Origin of the sequence: Sphingomonas adhaesiva (assembly GCF_002374855.1) — a bacterium.
GTDB classification, from domain to species: domain Bacteria; phylum Pseudomonadota; class Alphaproteobacteria; order Sphingomonadales; family Sphingomonadaceae; genus Sphingomonas; species Sphingomonas adhaesiva.
The window spans coordinates 225,575-243,212 of sequence record NZ_NWVC01000002.1 but is presented as its reverse complement, the minus strand read 5'-3'; the positions used below and the strand labels follow the sequence as shown (position 1 = coordinate 243,212).

The following is a 17,638-nucleotide window of genomic DNA, read 5'->3' as shown; positions in this document are numbered from 1 at the left end:
GGGGGACGCACCATGAAGCCCATCATTCTCGCCGGTACGGCGTTCGTCGCGCTGATCGCAGCGCCTGCCGGCGCGGCGGTACCGGAGGGCGACGGCGTGCGCGCCGCCGACGCCGCGGCGGCCGAGCCGCAGCAGGACATTCTGGTCGAGGGACGGGTGGATCGCACGTCGGCCGGCACCAAGACCGACACGCCGCTGATCGAGGTGCCGCAGCCGCTGACCGTCATCCCCGCCGACGTCTATCTGGCGCAGGGGGCGATCAACATCGCCGACACGGTCCGCTATGCCGCCGGCGTGAACGCCGATGCCTATGGCCGGGACACACGCGTCGATACCTTCACCGTCCGCGGGGTCAACGCGCTGCAGTTCCGCGACGGGATGCGCGACATCTTCAGCTTCTATGCCAGCATCGCGTCGGACCCCTATAATTTCTCGCGCGTAGAGGTGGTGCGTGGCCCGGCCTCCGTGCTGTTCGGGCAGGGGTCGATCGGCGGGATCGTCAACCTGGTGTCGAAGACGCCGCTGTTCACCAACAGCGCCGACGTCGACCTCGTCTATGGCAGCTACGACCGCAAGGAAGTGCTGGCCGACCTGAACGGCAAGCTGAGCGACACGCTGGCCGCCCGGATCGTCGCGCGGGTGCGCGATGCCGACACCTATGTCGACCACGTCCCCGACGATCGCGTGATGATCGCGCCGTCGGTCACCTGGCGGCCGGGTGCGCGCACCGAAGTGACGCTGCTGGGCCTCTATCAGGACGACCGGACCGGATCGACGTCCAACTTCCTGCCGGTCGTCGGCACGCTGCGCCTCAATCGCGACAACCCGCCGCTGCCGCGTTACCTGTTCGTCGGCAAGCCGGGGTACGACCGTTACGACGGGCGGCTGCTGCAAGGGTCGGGGATGCTCACGCACCGCTTCACCGACGATCTGAAGATCAGCCTGAAGGCGCGCTACATCGACAGCGACGTCGACTATTTCACGCACTATACGAACAGCTACGGCAACCCGACCGACCCGTACGTGCCGGGCAGCAACGGGCGGCTGATCCCGCTGATCGCCGGCTCCTCGGTCGCGCGGCTCAACGTCTTTTCGACCGACAACAATGTCCAGTGGCGCTTCAACACCGGTGCGGCGGTGGAGCATGTGCTGCTGGCCGGCGTGGATTACAGCTGGAACCAGGTCCGCAAGAGCGACAATTACGATTTCTCGCAGGTCATCGACCTGTACGACATCGATTATGCGTCGATCGTCGAGCCGCCGCTGGTCGCGCCGTTCAACCGCGACACGCAGAAGCAGCTCGGGGTGTACGTGCAGGACCAGATCCGGCTGTGGGACCGCGTGTCGGTGGTGCTGGGCGCACGGCGCGACCGCGTACGGGGCACCAGCCTGGACCCCAATAGCGGTACGACGACGCGCACCAGCGACAGCGCCACCACCTATCGCGCCGGCATCATCGGCGAGGTGGGGGCGGGCGTGTCGCCGTTCTTCAGCTATACCGAAAGCTTCCAGCCGGTCGCCGGCCGCACCACGGCGGGCGACCCGTTCCGCCCGCAGACCGGCCACCAGTTCGAGGGCGGGGTGAAGTGGCAGCCCGATCGCGCGACGCTGGTCACGGTCACGGGGTTCAGCATCAAGGAGCGCAACCGCCCGGTGCCCGATCCCGCCAACCCGCTGGGGCAGATCCAGGCGGGCGAGCTGACCACCAAGGGGTTCGAGCTGGAGGCGACGCGCACGCTGCCGGGCGACTACGAATTGTCGCTCGCCTACGGGTTCAACGACGTGACCGGGGATACCGGGGAGATCGGCTATCTGTCGCGCCACACCGCATCGGCCTGGGCGACGAAGACGATCCCGGGCGACTGGGCGACGCTGCGGCTGGGGGCGGGGGTCCGCTATCTGGGGCAGCAGGTGTCGGGCAATCCCGCATGGACGCTCGTCACCCCGGCGCGCACCATGGTCGATGCGCTGGTCGAGATGGAGCGCGACAGCTGGCGGCTGCGGCTCAACGCCACCAACCTGCTCGACAATCGCGGCTATGCCACGTGCCTTGCCCGCGGCGACTGTTTCGTGTCGGCGCCGCGCAACGTGATGCTGTCGCTGGGCTATCGCCTGTAACCGGCCGGCCTGCGCTGGACCTTCGCGCGCCGATCGCGTTGTAGCGGTCGGCGAGTGGAGACGTGCGGACGGACATGCGGTGGCGACGGCGTAACCTGGCTTCGATGAGCGCGGACGTGGGCGACGGGCTGGCTCCCGGCGTGGAGGCGATCGCCACCGCGCCGGCCGGGGGCAGCGCGCACGGCTATCGCGTCACGGCGCTGGTCGTCGCGTCGGCGCTGTTCATGCAGCAGCTCGACGGGACGGTGCTGACGGTCGCGCTGCCGACGATGGCGCACGATCTGGGCCGCCCGGCGACCAGCCTCAGCCTGGCGCTGACCAGCTACCTGCTGGCGTTGGCGTTGTTCATCCCGGCGAGCGGGACGCTGGCCGATCGGTTCGGGTCGCGCAGCATCTTCTGCGCGGCGATCGGCATCTTCCTGATCGGCTCGGTCGCGTGCGCGCAGGCGACGTCGCTGCCGATGCTGATCGTCGCGCGCTTCGTGCAGGGGATCGGCGGGGCGATGATGGTGCCGGTCGGGCGCCTCGTCCTGCTGCGCAGCGTCGCGCGGGAGGATATGGTCAGGGCGCTGTCGTGGCTGGTGGTGCCGGCGCTCGCCGGGCCGATCCTCGGCCCCCCGCTGGGCGGGTTCATCGTCACCTGGCTCGACTGGCGCTGGATCTTCTATCTCAACCTGCCGATCGGCATCCTGGGAATGGTGGGGGCGTGGCTGCTGGTGCCGGAGGTTCGCGGCGATGCCCGCGCGCGGTTCGACCTGTCGGGCTTCTTCCTGTCGGGCGCGGCGCTGGGGTGCCTTTTGTTCGGGCTGGAACTGGCGAGCCGGCCGGGCACGGGGCGCGTGGCGATCGCGCTGCTCGCAGTGGGGGCGGTGTTCGCCGTCCTCTATATCCGCCACGCCCGGCGGGTCAGCGACCCGATTCTGGACCCGTCGCTGATGCGCATCCCGACGTTCCGCCTGTCGGTGATCGCCGGTTCGCTGACGCGCATCACGCAGGGCGCGCAGCCGTTCCTGCTGCCGCTGATGTTCCAGATCGGCTTCGGCCTGTCCGCCGCGCGGACCGGGACGATCACGATGGCGGGCGCGGTCGGCGCGCTGGCGATGAAGACGCTGGCACCGCGCGTGCTGCGCCGCTGGGGCTTTCGCCGCAGCCTGATCGTCTCGGGCGTCGCCAGCAGCGTTGGCTATGCCGTGTGCGCGTTCTTCCGCCCCGACTGGCCGAGCGCGGCGATCATCGTGGTGCTGGGCGTCGCGGGGTTCTTCACCTCGTTCCAGTTCACCGGCTACAATGCGATCGCCTATGCCGATATCGACAAGGAACGGATGAGCGCGGCGACCAGCTTCTACGCCACGTTCCAGCAGCTGACACTGTCGCTGGGCATCTGCATCGCGGCGACGGTGCTGGAACTGGGCACGTTGGCAGAGGGGCAGGGCGGGCCGGGGTTGCGCACCTTCTCGCTGGCGTTCCTGACGGTCGCGGCGATTTCGCTGTCGGCGGTGGTGTGGAACCGGCGCTTCGATGCGGCGGCGGGCGCCGAGATGAGCGGGCATCGCCCCTGACGCGCAGGCGCCCCGGTTGCGCGCCGTGCCGATTTCTGGTTCGGCAGGCGTGCCCCACGAAGGAGGAATGTGCGTGAGCGACGTGTTCGAAGCCCCCGCCGCGACCCGCGCCGCCGTCAGCGACGGTCGCCGTTTCCCGGTGCGCCGCGTGTTCTGCATCGGGCGCAACTATGCCGCGCACGCGCGCGAAATGGGCAGCGACCCCGATCGCGACCCGCCGTTCTTCTTCACCAAATGGGCCGAGGCGGTCGTCCCGTCCGGCACGACGATCGCCTATCCCCCGGAAACCGCGGACTTCCATTACGAGGCCGAACTGGTCGTCGCGATCGGCAAGGGCGGCCGCGATATCGCGCCGGACGACGCGGCGGCGCATATCTTCGGCTATGCCGCCGGCCTGGACATGACACGCCGCGATCTTCAGCAGGCCGCGAAGGACAAGGGGCGGCCGTGGGACACCGCCAAGAATGTCGAGCAATCCGCGCCGCTGGGCGTCATCCATCCCGCGAGCGCGGTGATGACCGCCGGCGCGATCGCGCTGACCGTCAACGGGGCGGTCCGGCAGCAGGGCGATATCGCGGACCTGATCTGGCCGATCGGTGACATCATCGCCTATGTCTCGCGCTTCTACCGGCTGGAGCCGGGCGACCTGATCTATACCGGCACGCCGTCGGGCGTCGGCCCGGTGGTGGAGGGGGATGAGATCGTCGTCACGATCGCCGGCCTGTCGCCGTGCACCGTGCGGATCGGCGCGCCGGCGCGGGACTGATCGCGATGCGGCTGCATGGCTATTTCCGCTCGACCGCCTCCTACCGCGTGCGCATCGCGCTCAACCTGAAGGGGCTGGCATACGAACAGGCGTTCGTTCAGCTGCGCGAGGGGGAGCAGCGCGCGCCGGCGTTCCTGGCGCGCAATCCGCAGGGGCTGGTGCCGGCGCTGGAGCTGGACGACGGCGCGGTCCTGACCCAGTCGCTGGCGATCTGCGAGTATCTGGACGACGTGCATCCCGAGCCGCCGCTGCTGCCCCGCGATGCCGCGCAGCGCGCGCGGGTGCGCGCCGTCGCGCAGGTGATCGCATGCGACACCCATCCGGTGCAGAACCTGAAGGTGCTCGACCGGCTGCGCGCGCTTTGCCTGGCCGAGGAACAGGTGACGGCATGGGCGCGCACGACGATCGGGGAGGGGCTGGACGCCTGCGACCGGCTGATCGCGGGCGCCGGCGGCCGCTATTGCTTCGGGGATGAGGTGACGCTGGCGGACATCTGCCTGGTGCCGCAATTGTTCAACGCGCGCCGGTTCGGCGTCGACCTGCGCTGGCCCCGGCTGGTGCAGGTCGAGGCGGCGTGCCTGGCGCTGCCCGCCTTCGCGCAGGCGGTGCCGGAACGACAGCCCGATGCGCCATAGGGGCAGGCGATGACCGGAACCCCACGCGATGGGATGCGCCGGATCGAGGGCGGCACGTTCCGCATGGGATCGGCGCGCTTCTATCCCGAGGAAGCGCCGGTGCGCCGGGTGCGCGTCGCCTCCTTCCGGATCGACGAGACGCCGGTGACCAACGCGCAGTTCGCCGCCTTCGTCGCGGCGACCGGTTATCGCACGCGCGCGGAGATCGCCCCCGATCCCGCCGACTATCCCGGCCTCGATCCCGCATCGGCCGTCGCGGGTTCGCTGGTGTTCCGGAAGGCGGCCGGGCCGGTCGATCTGGGAGACCCTGCGCAATGGTGGCAGTGGCGCCCCGGCGCCGACTGGCGGCATCCGCTGGGACCGGACAGCAGCACGGACGGGCTGGAGGATCACCCCGTCGTGCATGTCGCATATGAGGATGCGGACGCCTATGCGCGCTGGGCGGGCAAGTCGCTGCCGACCGAGGCGGAATGGGAATATGCCGCGCGCGGCGGCACGGACAGCGAATTCGCGTGGGGCGACCAGTTGGCGCCCGGCGGGGCGATGATGGCCAATTACTGGCAGGGGCTGTTCCCGTTCGCCAACACGCTGCTCGACGGGTTCGAGCGGACGTCGCCGGTGCGGCATTTTCCGGCCAACGGCTATGGCCTGTACGACATGATCGGCAATGTCTGGGAATGGACGGCGGACTGGTATGCGCAGCCCGGCGCCGGCGACCGCAAGCCGGCCGGTAAGAAGCCGCCCGGCGCCTGTTGCGCGATCCCCGATCCGCGCGGCGGGCGTGAGCGCGACAGTTACGATCCGTCGTCCCCGCAGGTGCGCATCCCGCGCAAGGTGCTGAAGGGCGGGTCGCATCTGTGCGCGGAAAACTATTGTCAGCGCTATCGCCCGGCGGCGCGCCACGCGCAGCCGGTGGACAGCGCCACCACGCATATCGGCTTTCGCTGCGTCGTGCGCGACTAGGGTCAGGTCAGGACGGCGGCGCCACCGCGCGCAGCCGGTCGATGAACCGGTCCGTACCGGCACGGCGGCGTCCGGGGTTGGCCATCGCCACCAATCGCGTGTGCACCGTCCATCCCTCCACCGCGCGGCGCACGGTGGTGGCGCAGGGCGGGTCGAACCATCCCAGGTCGACCGCGGCGATGCCCAGCCGGGCGCTTTGCCGCAGCACCGCCTTGCCGTCGCCTTCCGGCAGGGAGCGGGGCTGGGCGCCGGCATCGACGATCGCCTTCCCGACGCTCTCGGCGATCGCGACGCCATGCGACCGGTCGATCATCGCGATCGCACGCCCGCGCAGCGCCGCGGCCGGGATCGCCTCCGCTCCGTGGGCCAGCTCGTCGCCATGCGGCAGTTGCAGGGTCAGGGCGCGTTCGGCGACCACCCAACTGGGCGCCGCGTCCGCGCGCGTGGGCGTGTCGTCGGGCGGGACTAGTTGCAGCGTGATCGCGATGTCGATGTCGCCGCGATCGAGGTCGTCGCGCAGCTGCTCGGCGCTGCGGCGCATGACGCGCAGCGGCACGTCCGGCTGCCCAGCGACGAAATCGTCGATGATGCGGTTCCGCTCCGCAATCTCGGCGGTGTAATGCGCCGTGCCGACGCGCAGCTGGTTGTTGCGGATGTCGCGCGCGGCATTGTTCGCCCATTCGGTTTCCCTGACCAGCCGGCGCGACCGGTCAAGAAACAGCCGGCCCTCGATCGTCAGCGATACCTTGCGACTGGTACGGTCGAGCAGGCGGAAGCCCAGCCGCCGCTCGAATTCCTTGATCTGCGCCGACAGCGCGGGCTGGCTGATGTGCAGCATCGCGGCGGCGCGGCTGAACGAGCCGGTTTCGGCGATCGCGATGAAGGCGCGGTGCGGCCTGGCGTCTAAATCCATGCTGCGATCCATAAGAATATCCGATCGTCGTTCAAGGAATTCGATATTGGACACGCCCGGTCCGATCACCGATCCTCCGCCGCCACGGGAGAGGTGGCGCGATGATCGCACTGGATTTCACGGGCCGGCGCGTGCTGGTGGTCGGCGGGTCGAGCGGGATCGGCAACGGTATCGCGCAGGGCTTTCGCGCCGCCGGTGCCGAGGTTCACGTATGGGGAACGCGCGCCGCCGCATCGGATTACGACGGGGAGGACGGCTGCGACCTGACCGGGCTGAACTATTCCTGCGTCGACGTCGGCGATCGCGATGCCGTCGATGCCTGGGCCGCGCCGTTCGACACGCTGGACGTGCTGGTCCAGTCGCAGGGCACGGTCGTCTATAAGCGCGGCGAATTCGAACGTGACGGCTGGGACCGGGTGATGGCGGTCAACCTCGACAGCCTGATGGCGATCGCGGGCAGGTTCCGCGCGATGCTGTCCGCCGGGGGCGGGGGCGCGATGATCGTGGTCAGCTCGATCTCCGGCTTTCAGGCGAATATCGGCAACCCGGCCTATAGCGCGTCGAAGGCCGGCGCGATCAGCCTGACGAAGGTGCTGGGCAAGGCGTGGGCGCGCGAGGGCATCCGCGTCAACGGCATCGCGCCCGGACTGGTCGCGACCAAGCTGACCGCGGTCACCACCGGCGATCCGCAGCGAAAGGCCGCGGCGCTGGCCGCCATTCCCGACGGACGGGAGGGGACACCGCAGGACATGGCGAACGCCGCGCTGTTCCTCGCCTCGCCGCTGGCCGGCTATGTCACCGGCCACACCCTGGTGGTCGACGGGGGGCTGAGCCTGACGTGAGCGGGACGCTGAGCCATGATCGCGAGGCGTGGGCCGAGGTGATCGACCTTGCCGCGCTGGCGCGCTGGATGGACGGACGTGCGCTGGGCGCCGGCGTGCCGATCGAGCGGGTCGAGACGCTGGGCGGGGGGACGCAGAACATCCTGCTACGCTTCGCACGCGCGGGCCGCGACTATGTCCTGCGCCGCCCGCCGCGCCGCCCGCGCGCGGAAAGCGACGCCGTGATGCGGCGCGAGATGACGGTGCTGTCCGCGCTGGCGGGCACCGACGTGCCGCATCCCGGCTTCATCGCGGGGGAGCCGGATCCGGCTGTGCTGGGCACGGCCTTCTACCTGATGGAGCCGGTCGAGGGGTTCAACGCGACGGTCGTGCTGCCGCCGCTGCATGCCGGCAGCGCGGCGATCCGCCGCGGCATGGGGGAGGCGATCGTCGACGGCGCGGTGGCGCTGTCGCGGATCGACCCCGCAGCGGCGGGGCTTGACGGACTGGGCAAGCTGGCCGGATGGATCGAGCGGCAGGCATCGCGCTGGCGTGCGCAGCTGGACAGCTACACGCAGTTCGACGGCTGGCCGGGGCTGGCCGCGCTGCCGCAGGTGGAACCGATCTGCCGCTGGCTCGACGCGCACCGGCCGGCGGCGATGCGGCCAGGGCTGATCCACGGCGACTATCACCTGGCCAATGTGATGTACCGCCCCGACGGGCCGCAACTGGCGGCGATCGTCGACTGGGAACTGGCGAGCCGCGGCGACCCTTTGCTCGACCTGGGGTGGCTGACCGCGACCTGGCATGACCCGGATGAGGACACGCACCGCGTGGCGGTGACGCCGTGGGACGGCTTTCCCACGCTGGGCGAGGTGGTCGACCGCTACCTTTCCGCCACGGGGCGCAGCGCGCAGGACGCGCGCTGGTATGCCGTGCTGGCCCCGTTCAAGCTGGGCGCGATCCTGGAGGGCAGCCATGCCCGCGCGATCGCCGGGCTGACGCCGCAGGCGATCGGCGACCAGCTCCACGCCCATGCCGTCGCGCTGTTCGAGCGTGCGCTGCGCCGCATCGACCGGCCGATCGTCTGACACCGACCGTCTGACAGGAACCGACCATGATCTTCGACTATACCGACAAGACCCGCGAACTCATTGCCCGGCTGGAAGCCTTCATGGCCGAGCATGTCTATCCCGTCGAGCGCGAGCGCCACGCCTTCGTCATCGACCAGAACAACCTGTGGCGGGAATGGCCGGGGCTGGAGCCGTTGAAGGCACGCGCGAAGGCGGAGGGGCTGTGGAACCTGTTCCTGCCGCACGAATATGGCCATTGGTCGCCGGGGCTGACGAACCTGGAATATGCCCCGCTGGCGGAGATCATGGGCCGCGTGCCGTGGTCGAGCGAGGTGTTCAACTGTTCCGCTCCCGATACCGGCAACATGGAGGTGCTGGCCCGGTACGGTAGCCCTGATCAGCAGCAGGCCTGGCTGAAGCCGTTGCTGGCCGGCGAGATCCGCTCCGCCTATGTGATGACCGAGCCGCAGGTCGCCTCGTCCGATGCCACCAACCTCGAAATGTCGATCACGCCGGATGGCGACGATTACGTCATCAACGGGCGTAAATGGTGGATTTCCAATTATATGCACCCGCAATGCGCGGTGATGCTGGTAATGGGGAAGACCGATTTCGACGCCCCCCGCCACCTGCAGCATTCGACCATCATCGTGCCGAAGGGCACGCCCGGCGTGACGGTGGTGCGCCACCAGCGCGTGTTCGGCAGTCTGAATTCGCCGGGTGGCGAGTGCGAATTGCGCTTCGACGACGTGCGCGTCCCGCGCGAGAACCTGATCCTGGGCGAGGGGCGGGGGTTCGAGATCGCGCAGGGGCGGCTGGGGCCGGGGCGCATCCACCATTGCATGCGCTCGATCGGGCAGGCGCAGCGCGCGCTGGAGATCATGGCGCGCCGCGTCGAGAATCGCGTCGCCTTCGGGCGCAAGCTGTCGGACCAATCCTCGATCCGCCAGGATGTCGCGCGCAGTTTCTGCGAGGTGGAGATGGCGCGGCTGCTGACGCTGAAGGCGGCCGACCGGATGGACCGGTTCGGCAACAAGGACGCCAAGGACCTGATCGCCGCGATCAAGGTGATCGCGCCGCAGATGGCGCAGACGGTCGCCGACCGCGCGATCCAGAGCCACGGCGGCATGGGCGTCAGCGACGATACGCCGGTTGCGGAGTTCTTCACGCTCAACCGCTTCCTGCGGCTGGCCGATGGGCCGGACGAGGTGCACATGAGCCAGCTCGGCAAGCAGAAGATCACCGAATATAACGCCATGAACGCCTGTTGAGCGCGGCGCTGCTGCGGTCGTCGCACCACCCCCGGGCCTTTCCGGCGTGTTCCGGCGTTGGGCCGACGGAGGTGCCGATGACCGAGGAAGACGAACGCTGGATGCGCCGCGCGATCGCGATCGCCAAATCGAAGGGATCCGACCCGTCGACGTCGCCGCTGGGATCGGTGATCGTACTGGGTGGGCGCGAGATATCGGGCGAGCGTAACCAGACCGAGGAACTGCCCGACGCCACTGCCCATGCCGAGATGATGGCGATCCGCCGCGCGTGCGAGGGGATCGGCGAGTTGGAGCTGCGGGGCGCGACGCTGTATTCGACGCTCCAGCCGTGCGGGATGTGCACGATGGCGTCGATCTGGTCGAAGGTCGGGCGCGTCGTCTACGGCGCGGGGCGCGACGATGTGCACGAAATGTACTTCGAGGCGCGGCACGTCGACACGCTGTCGTTCATCGCCGATGCGTATCGCAACGATATCGTGATCGAGGGCGGGTGCCTGCGCGAGGAGTGCGCGCGCCTCTATTATCCGCCCGACGCCGACCTGCCGTTCGAAGAGCAGGCGAATATGTAGCGCAACCCGTCACCCCGGAGGTAATCCGGGGTGACGGGACTTGCGCCGCCGGTCAGCGCAGCTTCAGCGCGCGCAGCACCCTGGCCCAGCTGACATATTTGAAGTTCTGCGTGGCGGGCGCATTGTCGCCGTCCTGCGCCACGAACAGCCCGGCGGGATAGTCGGGGCCGAAATCGCCGAGCGCCAGTTCGATACCGTCGGTGTCGCTGGTCCCGTCGATCGCGCCGCCGCCGATGCGGAAGCGCCCTGCGTAGGTGACGCCGGGCAGGCGATACAGGGTATAGGCGTTGTCGCCCTGGCTCGACACGACCAGATAGCCGCCGGTGCGGCCGCGCGGGGCGAGCGCCAGCCCCTCCGCGTCGGCGACCAGCGTGCGCCCGTCGACCTGCGCGATCGCGGTCGCGGTGGTCGGCGCGGCCGGATCGGCTGCGAAGCGCCACAGCCCGACGTCTTCCTCCGCGACGTAGAGCAGGCCGGTGCGGTCATCGACCACGCAGCCCTCGGCCTGCGTCCCCAGCTTCATCGAGCGGACGGTGGTGACCTTCGGCGCCGGCGCGGCCAGGTCGATCGCGACCTGGTCGATCCGCCCGTCCTTCATCACCACGAAGCCGAACAGCGCGCCGTCCTTCGCGCGGCGCCACAGGCACATGCCATAGGCTTCACCCGCGCCGGAGGGATAGCGGCCCATCGGCACCAGCCGCGCGGCGGCGGTGTCGAGCGTGAACAGCGCAACATGCCCCTGCGTCACGTCGGCACGGTCGCTGGCCGCGACGATCACGCGCCCGCCCAGGTCGCGCAGGTCGACGTTGTTGAGCCGCGCGGCTGCGGTGAACGACACGCGCTTGCCGGCCAGGTCGTAGACGTGGATGCCGGCTTTTTTGTCGGTGCCGATCACCAGGCTTTTCGCGGGGTCACGCGGGTTGCGCCAGATCGCGGGATCGTCCGCCGCATCCGCCGCGGTGTCGACCGGATCGGTTTCCGCGCTGGCGGCGACGGTCGGCGCGACGTCCACCGTCGGCGTGGCGGCGGGGGGAACCGTCGCGCACGCCGCCAGCGCGACGGTCGCGCAGGCGAGGGGAGCGAACCTCACAGCTTCACCCGCACGCCGCCGAAGATCGTGTAGCCGAACTTCTCATATTCGTAGACGCGCTGCCGCTCGCCGAAATAGCGCACGCCCGCGGTGTTGGTCAGGTTCTTGCCCTCGACGAACAGGTTCAGCGCCTTGGTCAGTTGGAAGCTGCCGGCCGCGTCGAGCTGCCCGCGGCCTTCCCAATACAGGTCGAGCCGGGCGTCGTCGGCGTTGATCTCGTCCAGATAATCGCTGCGCTTGGTATAGGCGACGCGCAGGTTCACCGGGCCGCGTTCGTAGAACAGCGAGGCGTTCCACATATGCTTCGACTGGCCGGGCAGGCGGAAGCGGGTGCGCCCGCCGAACGGCGCGTCGAAACGCGCGTCGCCATCGGTATAGGTGTAATTGGCGAAGACGCCGAACCCGCCCAGCATGCCGGGCAGGAACGCCAGCTGCTGCTGCCAGTTCACCTCGACACCGTACAGCTTGCCGGTGCGCGCATTCACCGGGCGGCTGAGGAACGCGCCGGCGACCCCGTTATAGGTGCCGGTGCTGTTCACGTTGTAGCGATAGTCGGTCAGATCCTTGTAGAAGCCGTTGACCGCGATGATGCCGAGCGGGTGGATGTAATATTCCAGCCCGGCATCGACATTGTTCGACAGCGTCGGGCGCAGATCGGGGTTACCGAATTCGACGCGGATCGTGCTGCCCTCGGTCGTTTCCAGCACGCGCGGCGCGATCTGCGGGAAATTGGGGCGGTTGATCGCGCGGGTCAGCGCCGCGCGTCCGATCAGATTGGGCGTGAACGCCTGACGCAGCGTCAGGTTGGGGAAGAAGTCGGTGTAGTTGTTGTCGCCGCGCGCGGTGGTGATCGCGCCGTTGCGCGCCACGCTGGGCGCCTCGCTGCGGAAATCGGTGACCTCGACGCGCAGGCCGGCGATCAGCGTGGTGTCGCCGAACTGGAACTTGCCCATGCCGAACATGCCCAGGATCTTCTCGGTCGCGCGATAGTCCGCGGTGACCGATTGCGGCAGGCGACGCTGCGCGGCGGCCTTGGTCGCGTCGAAATAGGCATCCGCCAGCCCGGTGTTGAACCGCTTGCCCAGATCATAGTCGAAGTTGCGCGAATCCTCGTCGGACAGCAGCCCGGCGAGCGTCTGCGTCGGCGCGGCGGAGGCGCGCTGATCGCGCAGCCGCTCTTCATCGGCGGTGATGTTGCGCGCGCGGTATTTGCCGCCCGCCGACAGCGTGGCGGTGCCGCTGCCCAGCGGCTGCGGAATGTCCATACGGATCTGCGCGGTGAATTCGTCGTTCTTCGTCGTGTTCGACCGATAGGCATTCTCGCGGAAGCCGAACGTGCCGGTCTGCAGATGCTCCTTGCTGGTGAACAGCGAGTAGCTGGGCAGATCGCTGTCGCGGCCGAAGTCGTACGATAGCGTCGGGCGCAGCGTGGAGCGGAACAGCAGTTCGTCGCGGCGCGGGTAGGTCTGCGACGTTTCGCTGTACGCCGCGTCGGCGCGCACCTGGCCTTCGCCCAGCTGCTGTTCGATGCCGCCGGTGATGGTCTTGATCTCGTTCACCTGAACGCGGTGGCGCACCTGCTTTTCGATGCGGGTGTTCGCCCAGGTCGCGGCGGTATCGGTCGAACCGGCGACCGGCGCGGCGTTGCCGGCGTTCCAGGTGATGCCGATGCGGTCGCGGAACTCGTTATCCTCGAACCGGGCATAGGTGCCCCGCACCCAGGTGCGCGTCGCATCGGTCGGGCGCCATTCGAACGCCGCGGTGCCGGCGATCCGTTCCCGCTTGGTGTCGTAATCCTTGAACAGCGTTTCGGTGACGCGCGGGCCGGCACCCAGGATCGACCAGCTGTTCTCGACATTGTCGGGGCGGCGATGGGTGCGCGAATAGCTGCCCGACAGCAGCAGGCCGAACTGCCGGTCCGCGCCGAACCGGTCGCTGATCGCGCCCGATGCGCGATAGTCGCTGCCCTTGCCGAACTGGTTGTAGCTGGCGCCGGCCATGCCGGTCAGCGCGAAGCCCTTGCGATCGAAGGGCGAGCGCGTGCTGATGTTGACCGCGCCCGCGATCGAATCGGCATCCTGGCTGGGGACCAGCGACTTGGTGACTTCCAGGTTGGCGACGATATCCGAGGGCAGCGTGTCGAGATCGACCGCGCGCGTCGTGGGATCGACCGACGGGATCTGGATGCCGTCGACCGAGATCGCCGACCATTCGGACGGCGCACCGCGCACGTTGATGTAGCGGCCCTCGCCCTGGTCGCGTTCGATCCCGACGCCGGGCGCGCGCTGCAGCGCCTCGGCGATGTTGGGATCGGGGAAGCGGCCGATCGCATCGGCGGAGATGATCGTGACGGTATTGTCGGCCTGCCGCTGCTGGTTGAGCGCGCGGGCGGTATTGTCGAGCAGCGAGGCGCCGACGACGACGATGTCGCCCGCATTGTTGCTGGCGCCGGGCATCGTCACCTCGACGTCGCGCGCACGCTCGGCGGGCGTGACGGTGATCGAGAAGGGCGGGCGGCCGAGATAGTCGACCAGCAGCGTCACCGCGCTGCTGGCATCGGGGGTGGCGATGGTGAAGCTGCCCTGCAGGTCGGTGGTCGCCTGCGCGCCCGTGCCCTCCACGATGATGCGCGCACCTGGCAGCGCGACGCCCGTCACGTCATAGACATGGCCCGACACGCTGGGGCCGGCGACCGCCTCGACCGTGGCCGAAGGGGCCGCATCGGTGCTCGCGTGCGCGGGCAGCGCGGCGACGGCAAGGGCGATGAGCGAGACACCCGCGATCGCGCGGGCGCCGTGACGGGCGTGGTGCATGTTGTTCCCCCAAAGAACGCGATCGGGGCGCCCGATGGCGCTGCCCGTTGCGCGCCGCATGGCGCCTTTTCATGACGCGACGGGGGAAGTTTGGTGACGGTTGCGTTACAATCCCGGCTGTGGCTTTCCGGCGACACGAGGGTGCCGCTGCGCGGTTTCGGGCATCGTGAACAGGTACAGCGCCAGCCCCGCGCCCGCGATCGCCGCCAGCACCAGAAAGGCCAGGTCGTACCCGCCCGCGACGATCAGCCTGCCGGCCAGCGACGCACTGATCGCGCCGCCCAGTCCCTGCACCGTCGCCACCGCGCCCTGCGCGACGTTGAACCGCCCGCTGCCGCGCGTCAGCGATGCGATCACCACCGGAAAGAGCGCGCCGAAGATGCCGGCGCCGACCCCGTCGAGCAATTGCACCGCCAGCAGCCACGGCGCCGCATCGGACACGGTATAGAGCAGCCCGCGCGCGGCGAGGATTGCGAAGCCGGCGAGGAAGATCGGCTTGTGCCCCCAGCGATCGGCATGGCGCCCGACGACGATCGCGACCGGGACCATCACCAATTGCGCGCCGACGATGCATGCCGACATCAGCGACGTGGCGGTGCCCGCGCCGACGCGATGCGCCAGCAGCTGGCCGACCGAGGGCAGCATCGCGGCATTGGCGAGGTGGAAGGTGAAGGCCGCGGCGGCGAACACCGCCAGCCCGCGCGTGTGGCGCAGCACATGCCACATCGACTGCGGCGGGGCGTCGCACGGCGCGGCGTCATCGTCGTCGTCGGCGCACAGGCCGCGCGCGACGTCATGGTCGATCCGGTCGCCGGGAATGGCGAGCGTCGCGCCGATCGACGCGACGGCGAGCAGCGCCATCAGCCAGAACACCACCTGCGGCCCGAACTTCCATGCCAGCAGCCCGGCGAGCGCAGCCGATACCGCGTTGCCGCCGTGATTGAACGCCTCGTTCCGGCCGACCCGTGCGGTGAAGGCACGCGCGCCGACCAGCCCCAGCGTGATGCCGGTGATCGCCGGCGCGAAGGCGGCGCCGGCGACCGCGGCCAGCGCCTGCGTGGCAGCGACCGCGGTGAAGCCGGTGACGAACGGCAGCGCCAGCGACGCGGCGGTGACGAGGATCGCGGCGACCACCAGCAACGCCCGCTTGGCCCGCAGCCGGTCGACCAGCGCCCCCGCCGGCGCGGTGGCGAGTAGCCCGGCCAGCCCGGCGATGGTCATCACCATGCCGGTCGTCGCCTCGTCCCAAACGTGCGTCGGTCCGCGCACCGACGTCAGGTAGATCGCCAGATACGGCCCCAGCCCGTCGCGCACGTCCGCCAGAAAGAAATTGACCCAGTCGAGCGCGCGGTCGCCGGGGGTTCGGGCAGGCGGGGTCAAGGCAGGTCTCCGAACGATGCGCCGGCCGCGTTAACGTCGGTTAGCGGCAAAGGTGTCCCGACGACCGGTTACGCGCGCCACGTGCGCACCCCACGCACGAATCGTGCGATTTTGCGGGTTCGCGTCGCGCCGCAACTGGGTTAACGCGGGCCATCATGTCGAACGCACCGCGCACGTTGTACGAGAAGGTCTGGGACGCCCATGTGGTGGAGCGTCGCGACGACGGTTCCTGCCTGATCTATATCGACCGTCACCTGGTCCACGAAGTCACCAGCCCGCAGGCGTTCGAGGGGCTGCGGAGTGCCGGCCGTCGCGTACGGCGCCCCGACCTGACGCTGGCGGTGCCGGACCACAACCTGCCGACGACCGCGCGCGTCGATGCCGATGGGCGCGAGCTGCCGATCGCCGACCGCGAAAGCGCCGAGCAGCTGGGCGCGCTGCGCGCCAATGTCGCGGAATTCGGCGTCCCCTATATCGACGCGCTGTCGGCGAAGCAGGGGATCGTCCATGTCGTGGGGCCGGAACAGGGCTTCACCCTGCCGGGCACGACGATGGTGTGCGGCGACAGCCATACCTCGGCGCACGGCGCGCTCGGCGCGCTGGCGTTCGGGATCGGCACCAGCGAGGTGGAGCATGTGCTCGCCACGCAGACGCTGATCCTGTCCCCGTCGAAGACGATGGAGGTGCGCGTCGACGGCACGCTGGGCTTCGGTGTCAGCGCGAAGGACGTGGTGCTGGCGATCATCGGGAAGATCGGCGCGGCGGGCGGCACCGGCCATGTCATCGAGTTTACTGGCGAGGTGATCCGCAACCTGTCGATCGAGGGGCGGCTGACGATCGCCAACATGTCGATCGAGGGCGGCGCGCGCGCCGGCATGATCGCCCCGGACGAGACGACCTTCGCCTATCTGAAGGGGCGGCCGATGGCGCCGACCGGCGCGGACTGGGACCGTGCGGTCGCATGGTGGCGCACGCTGCCCAGCGACGCGGGCGCGCGCTATGACAAGACGGTCGTGCTGAACGCCGCGGATATCGCGCCGGTGCTGACCTGGGGCACCAGCCCCGAGGACGTCGTGCCGATCACCGGCGTCGTGCCCGCGCCGGACAGCTTCGCCGATCCGTCGAAGCAGGAGGCGGCGCGCAAGTCGCTGGATTACATGGGGCTGGCGCCCGGAATGCGGATGCAGGACGTGCCGGTCCAGCACGTCTTCATCGGCAGCTGCACCAACAGCCGGATCGAGGATCTGCGCGCCGCTGCCAGCGTGGCCGACGGGCGCCGCGTCGCCGACGGTGTGCGCGCGATGGTGGTGCCGGGATCGGGGCTGGTGAAGCGGCAGGCGGAGGCCGAGGGGCTGGACCGCATCTTCACCGCCGCGGGCTTCGAATGGCGCGAGCCGGGCTGTTCGATGTGCCTGGCGATGAATCCGGACAAGGTGCCCGCGGGCGAGCGGTGCGCATCGACCAGCAACCGCAATTTCGTCGGCCGGCAGGGGCCGGGCGCGCGCACCCACCTGCTGTCGCCGGCGATGGCGGCGGCGGCCGCGGTGACCGGGCGGCTGGCCGACGTGCGCGAGCTGATGGATCGTTGAGCGACACGACAGAACAGAGGGAGACGTCGCGATGAAGAAGGTGCTGGTATTCCTGATCGCCGGTTCGGTGCTGAGCGG

The 17,638-nt window shown here is 69.5% G+C and carries 14 protein-coding genes; 10 read left to right on the top strand and 4 right to left on the bottom strand.

Annotated elements, in window-relative coordinates; all coding sequences use genetic code 11:
• The first annotated feature begins 12 nt into the window (after positions 1 to 12).
• From COA07_RS05635 to COA07_RS05615, 5 genes are all read left to right on the top strand, one after another.
• The gene (locus tag COA07_RS05635; RefSeq protein WP_066706604.1) at positions 13 to 2,118 is read left to right on the top strand and encodes a TonB-dependent siderophore receptor; all 2,106 of its coding nucleotides are present in this window, start codon (positions 13 to 15) and stop codon (positions 2,116 to 2,118) included.
• 74 nt (positions 2,119 to 2,192) lie between these two features.
• Positions 2,193 to 3,677, top strand: coding sequence for a DHA2 family efflux MFS transporter permease subunit (locus COA07_RS05630; protein ID WP_141396477.1), 1,485 nt, complete (start codon positions 2,193 to 2,195; stop codon positions 3,675 to 3,677).
• Between the two features lie 67 nt (positions 3,678 to 3,744).
• Positions 3,745 to 4,443, top strand: a complete 699-nt coding sequence (locus tag COA07_RS05625; RefSeq protein WP_066706599.1) for a fumarylacetoacetate hydrolase family protein — start codon at positions 3,745 to 3,747, stop codon at positions 4,441 to 4,443.
• Positions 4,444 to 4,448: 5 nt separating this feature from the next.
• A complete protein-coding gene (gene maiA, locus COA07_RS05620) occupies positions 4,449 to 5,078 on the top strand; it encodes a maleylacetoacetate isomerase (protein WP_066706641.1) in 630 nt (209 codons plus the stop codon).
• Between the two features lie 33 nt (positions 5,079 to 5,111).
• Positions 5,112 to 6,041 (top strand): formylglycine-generating enzyme family protein, encoded by a 930-nt coding sequence (locus tag COA07_RS05615; RefSeq protein ID WP_066706597.1) that lies wholly within the window; start codon positions 5,112 to 5,114, stop codon positions 6,039 to 6,041.
• 7 nt (positions 6,042 to 6,048) lie between these two features.
• On the opposite strand, the gene COA07_RS05610 is transcribed toward COA07_RS05615, so the two are convergent.
• Positions 6,049 to 6,954 carry a LysR family transcriptional regulator gene (locus COA07_RS05610; RefSeq protein WP_169803484.1) on the bottom strand — a complete coding sequence of 302 codons (906 nt, stop codon included), beginning with the start codon at positions 6,952 to 6,954 and terminating at the stop codon, positions 6,049 to 6,051.
• 101 nt (positions 6,955 to 7,055) lie between these two features.
• Between COA07_RS05610 and COA07_RS05605 the strand changes: the two genes are divergently transcribed.
• The 4 genes from COA07_RS05605 (at position 7,056) to COA07_RS05590 (ending at position 10,688) form a co-directional block, all read left to right on the top strand.
• Positions 7,056 to 7,796, top strand: coding sequence for an SDR family NAD(P)-dependent oxidoreductase (locus COA07_RS05605; protein WP_066706585.1), 741 nt, complete (start codon positions 7,056 to 7,058; stop codon positions 7,794 to 7,796).
• Complete coding sequence (locus tag COA07_RS05600) at positions 7,793 to 8,866, top strand: phosphotransferase family protein (protein WP_245842031.1); 1,074 nt, start codon at positions 7,793 to 7,795, stop codon at positions 8,864 to 8,866. Before COA07_RS05605 ends, COA07_RS05600 begins: the two co-directional genes overlap by 4 nt.
• Before the next feature lie 26 nt (positions 8,867 to 8,892).
• A complete protein-coding gene (locus tag COA07_RS05595; RefSeq protein WP_066706582.1) occupies positions 8,893 to 10,119 on the top strand; it encodes an acyl-CoA dehydrogenase family protein in 1,227 nt (408 codons plus the stop codon).
• A gap of 77 nt (positions 10,120 to 10,196) precedes the next feature.
• Positions 10,197 to 10,688, top strand: coding sequence for a nucleoside deaminase (locus tag COA07_RS05590; protein WP_066706580.1), 492 nt, complete (start codon positions 10,197 to 10,199; stop codon positions 10,686 to 10,688).
• Between the two features lie 52 nt (positions 10,689 to 10,740).
• Here the strand turns inward: COA07_RS05590 and COA07_RS05585 are convergent, their stop codons facing one another.
• The 3 genes from COA07_RS05585 to COA07_RS05575 all read right to left on the bottom strand — a co-directional run bounded on the left by COA07_RS05585 (position 10,741) and on the right by COA07_RS05575 (position 15,971).
• On the bottom strand, positions 10,741 to 11,778 hold the full coding sequence (locus COA07_RS05585; RefSeq protein WP_066706577.1) for a phytase: 1,038 nt from the start codon (positions 11,776 to 11,778) through the stop codon (positions 10,741 to 10,743).
• A complete protein-coding gene (locus tag COA07_RS05580; protein ID WP_083956665.1) occupies positions 11,775 to 14,591 on the bottom strand; it encodes a TonB-dependent receptor in 2,817 nt (938 codons plus the stop codon). The genes COA07_RS05585 and COA07_RS05580 overlap by 4 nt, the downstream gene beginning before the upstream one ends.
• Positions 14,592 to 14,696: 105 nt before the next feature.
• Positions 14,697 to 15,971, bottom strand: a complete 1,275-nt coding sequence (locus tag COA07_RS05575) for an MFS transporter (RefSeq protein ID WP_066706574.1) — start codon at positions 15,969 to 15,971, stop codon at positions 14,697 to 14,699.
• A gap of 155 nt (positions 15,972 to 16,126) precedes the next feature.
• On the opposite strand from COA07_RS05575, the gene leuC reads away from it, so the two are divergent.
• A complete protein-coding gene (gene leuC, locus COA07_RS05570) occupies positions 16,127 to 17,560 on the top strand; it encodes a 3-isopropylmalate dehydratase large subunit (protein ID WP_066706568.1) in 1,434 nt (477 codons plus the stop codon).
• Positions 17,561 to 17,638: the final 78 nt, after the last annotated feature.

Bases quoted from the DNA above. Each gene is read 5' to 3' on its own strand.
- COA07_RS05595 (WP_066706582.1), top strand. From the start codon at position 8,893: ATGATCTTCGACTATACCGACAAGACCCGCGAACTCATTGCCCGGCTG.
- leuC (WP_066706568.1), top strand. From the start codon at position 16,127: ATGTCGAACGCACCGCGCACGTTGTACGAGAAGGTCTGGGACGCCCAT.
- COA07_RS05635 (WP_066706604.1), top strand. From the start codon at position 13: ATGAAGCCCATCATTCTCGCCGGTACGGCGTTCGTCGCGCTGATCGCA.
- COA07_RS05610 (WP_169803484.1), bottom strand. From the start codon at position 6,954: ATGGATTTAGACGCCAGGCCGCACCGCGCCTTCATCGCGATCGCCGAA.
- COA07_RS05605 (WP_066706585.1), top strand. From the start codon at position 7,056: ATGATCGCACTGGATTTCACGGGCCGGCGCGTGCTGGTGGTCGGCGGG.
- maiA (WP_066706641.1), top strand. From the start codon at position 4,449: ATGCGGCTGCATGGCTATTTCCGCTCGACCGCCTCCTACCGCGTGCGC.
- COA07_RS05630 (WP_141396477.1), top strand. From the start codon at position 2,193: ATGCGGTGGCGACGGCGTAACCTGGCTTCGATGAGCGCGGACGTGGGC.
- COA07_RS05625 (WP_066706599.1), top strand. From the start codon at position 3,745: ATGTGCGTGAGCGACGTGTTCGAAGCCCCCGCCGCGACCCGCGCCGCC.
- COA07_RS05580 (WP_083956665.1), bottom strand. From the start codon at position 14,591: ATGCACCACGCCCGTCACGGCGCCCGCGCGATCGCGGGTGTCTCGCTC.
- COA07_RS05590 (WP_066706580.1), top strand. From the start codon at position 10,197: ATGACCGAGGAAGACGAACGCTGGATGCGCCGCGCGATCGCGATCGCC.
- COA07_RS05615 (WP_066706597.1), top strand. From the start codon at position 5,112: ATGCGCCGGATCGAGGGCGGCACGTTCCGCATGGGATCGGCGCGCTTC.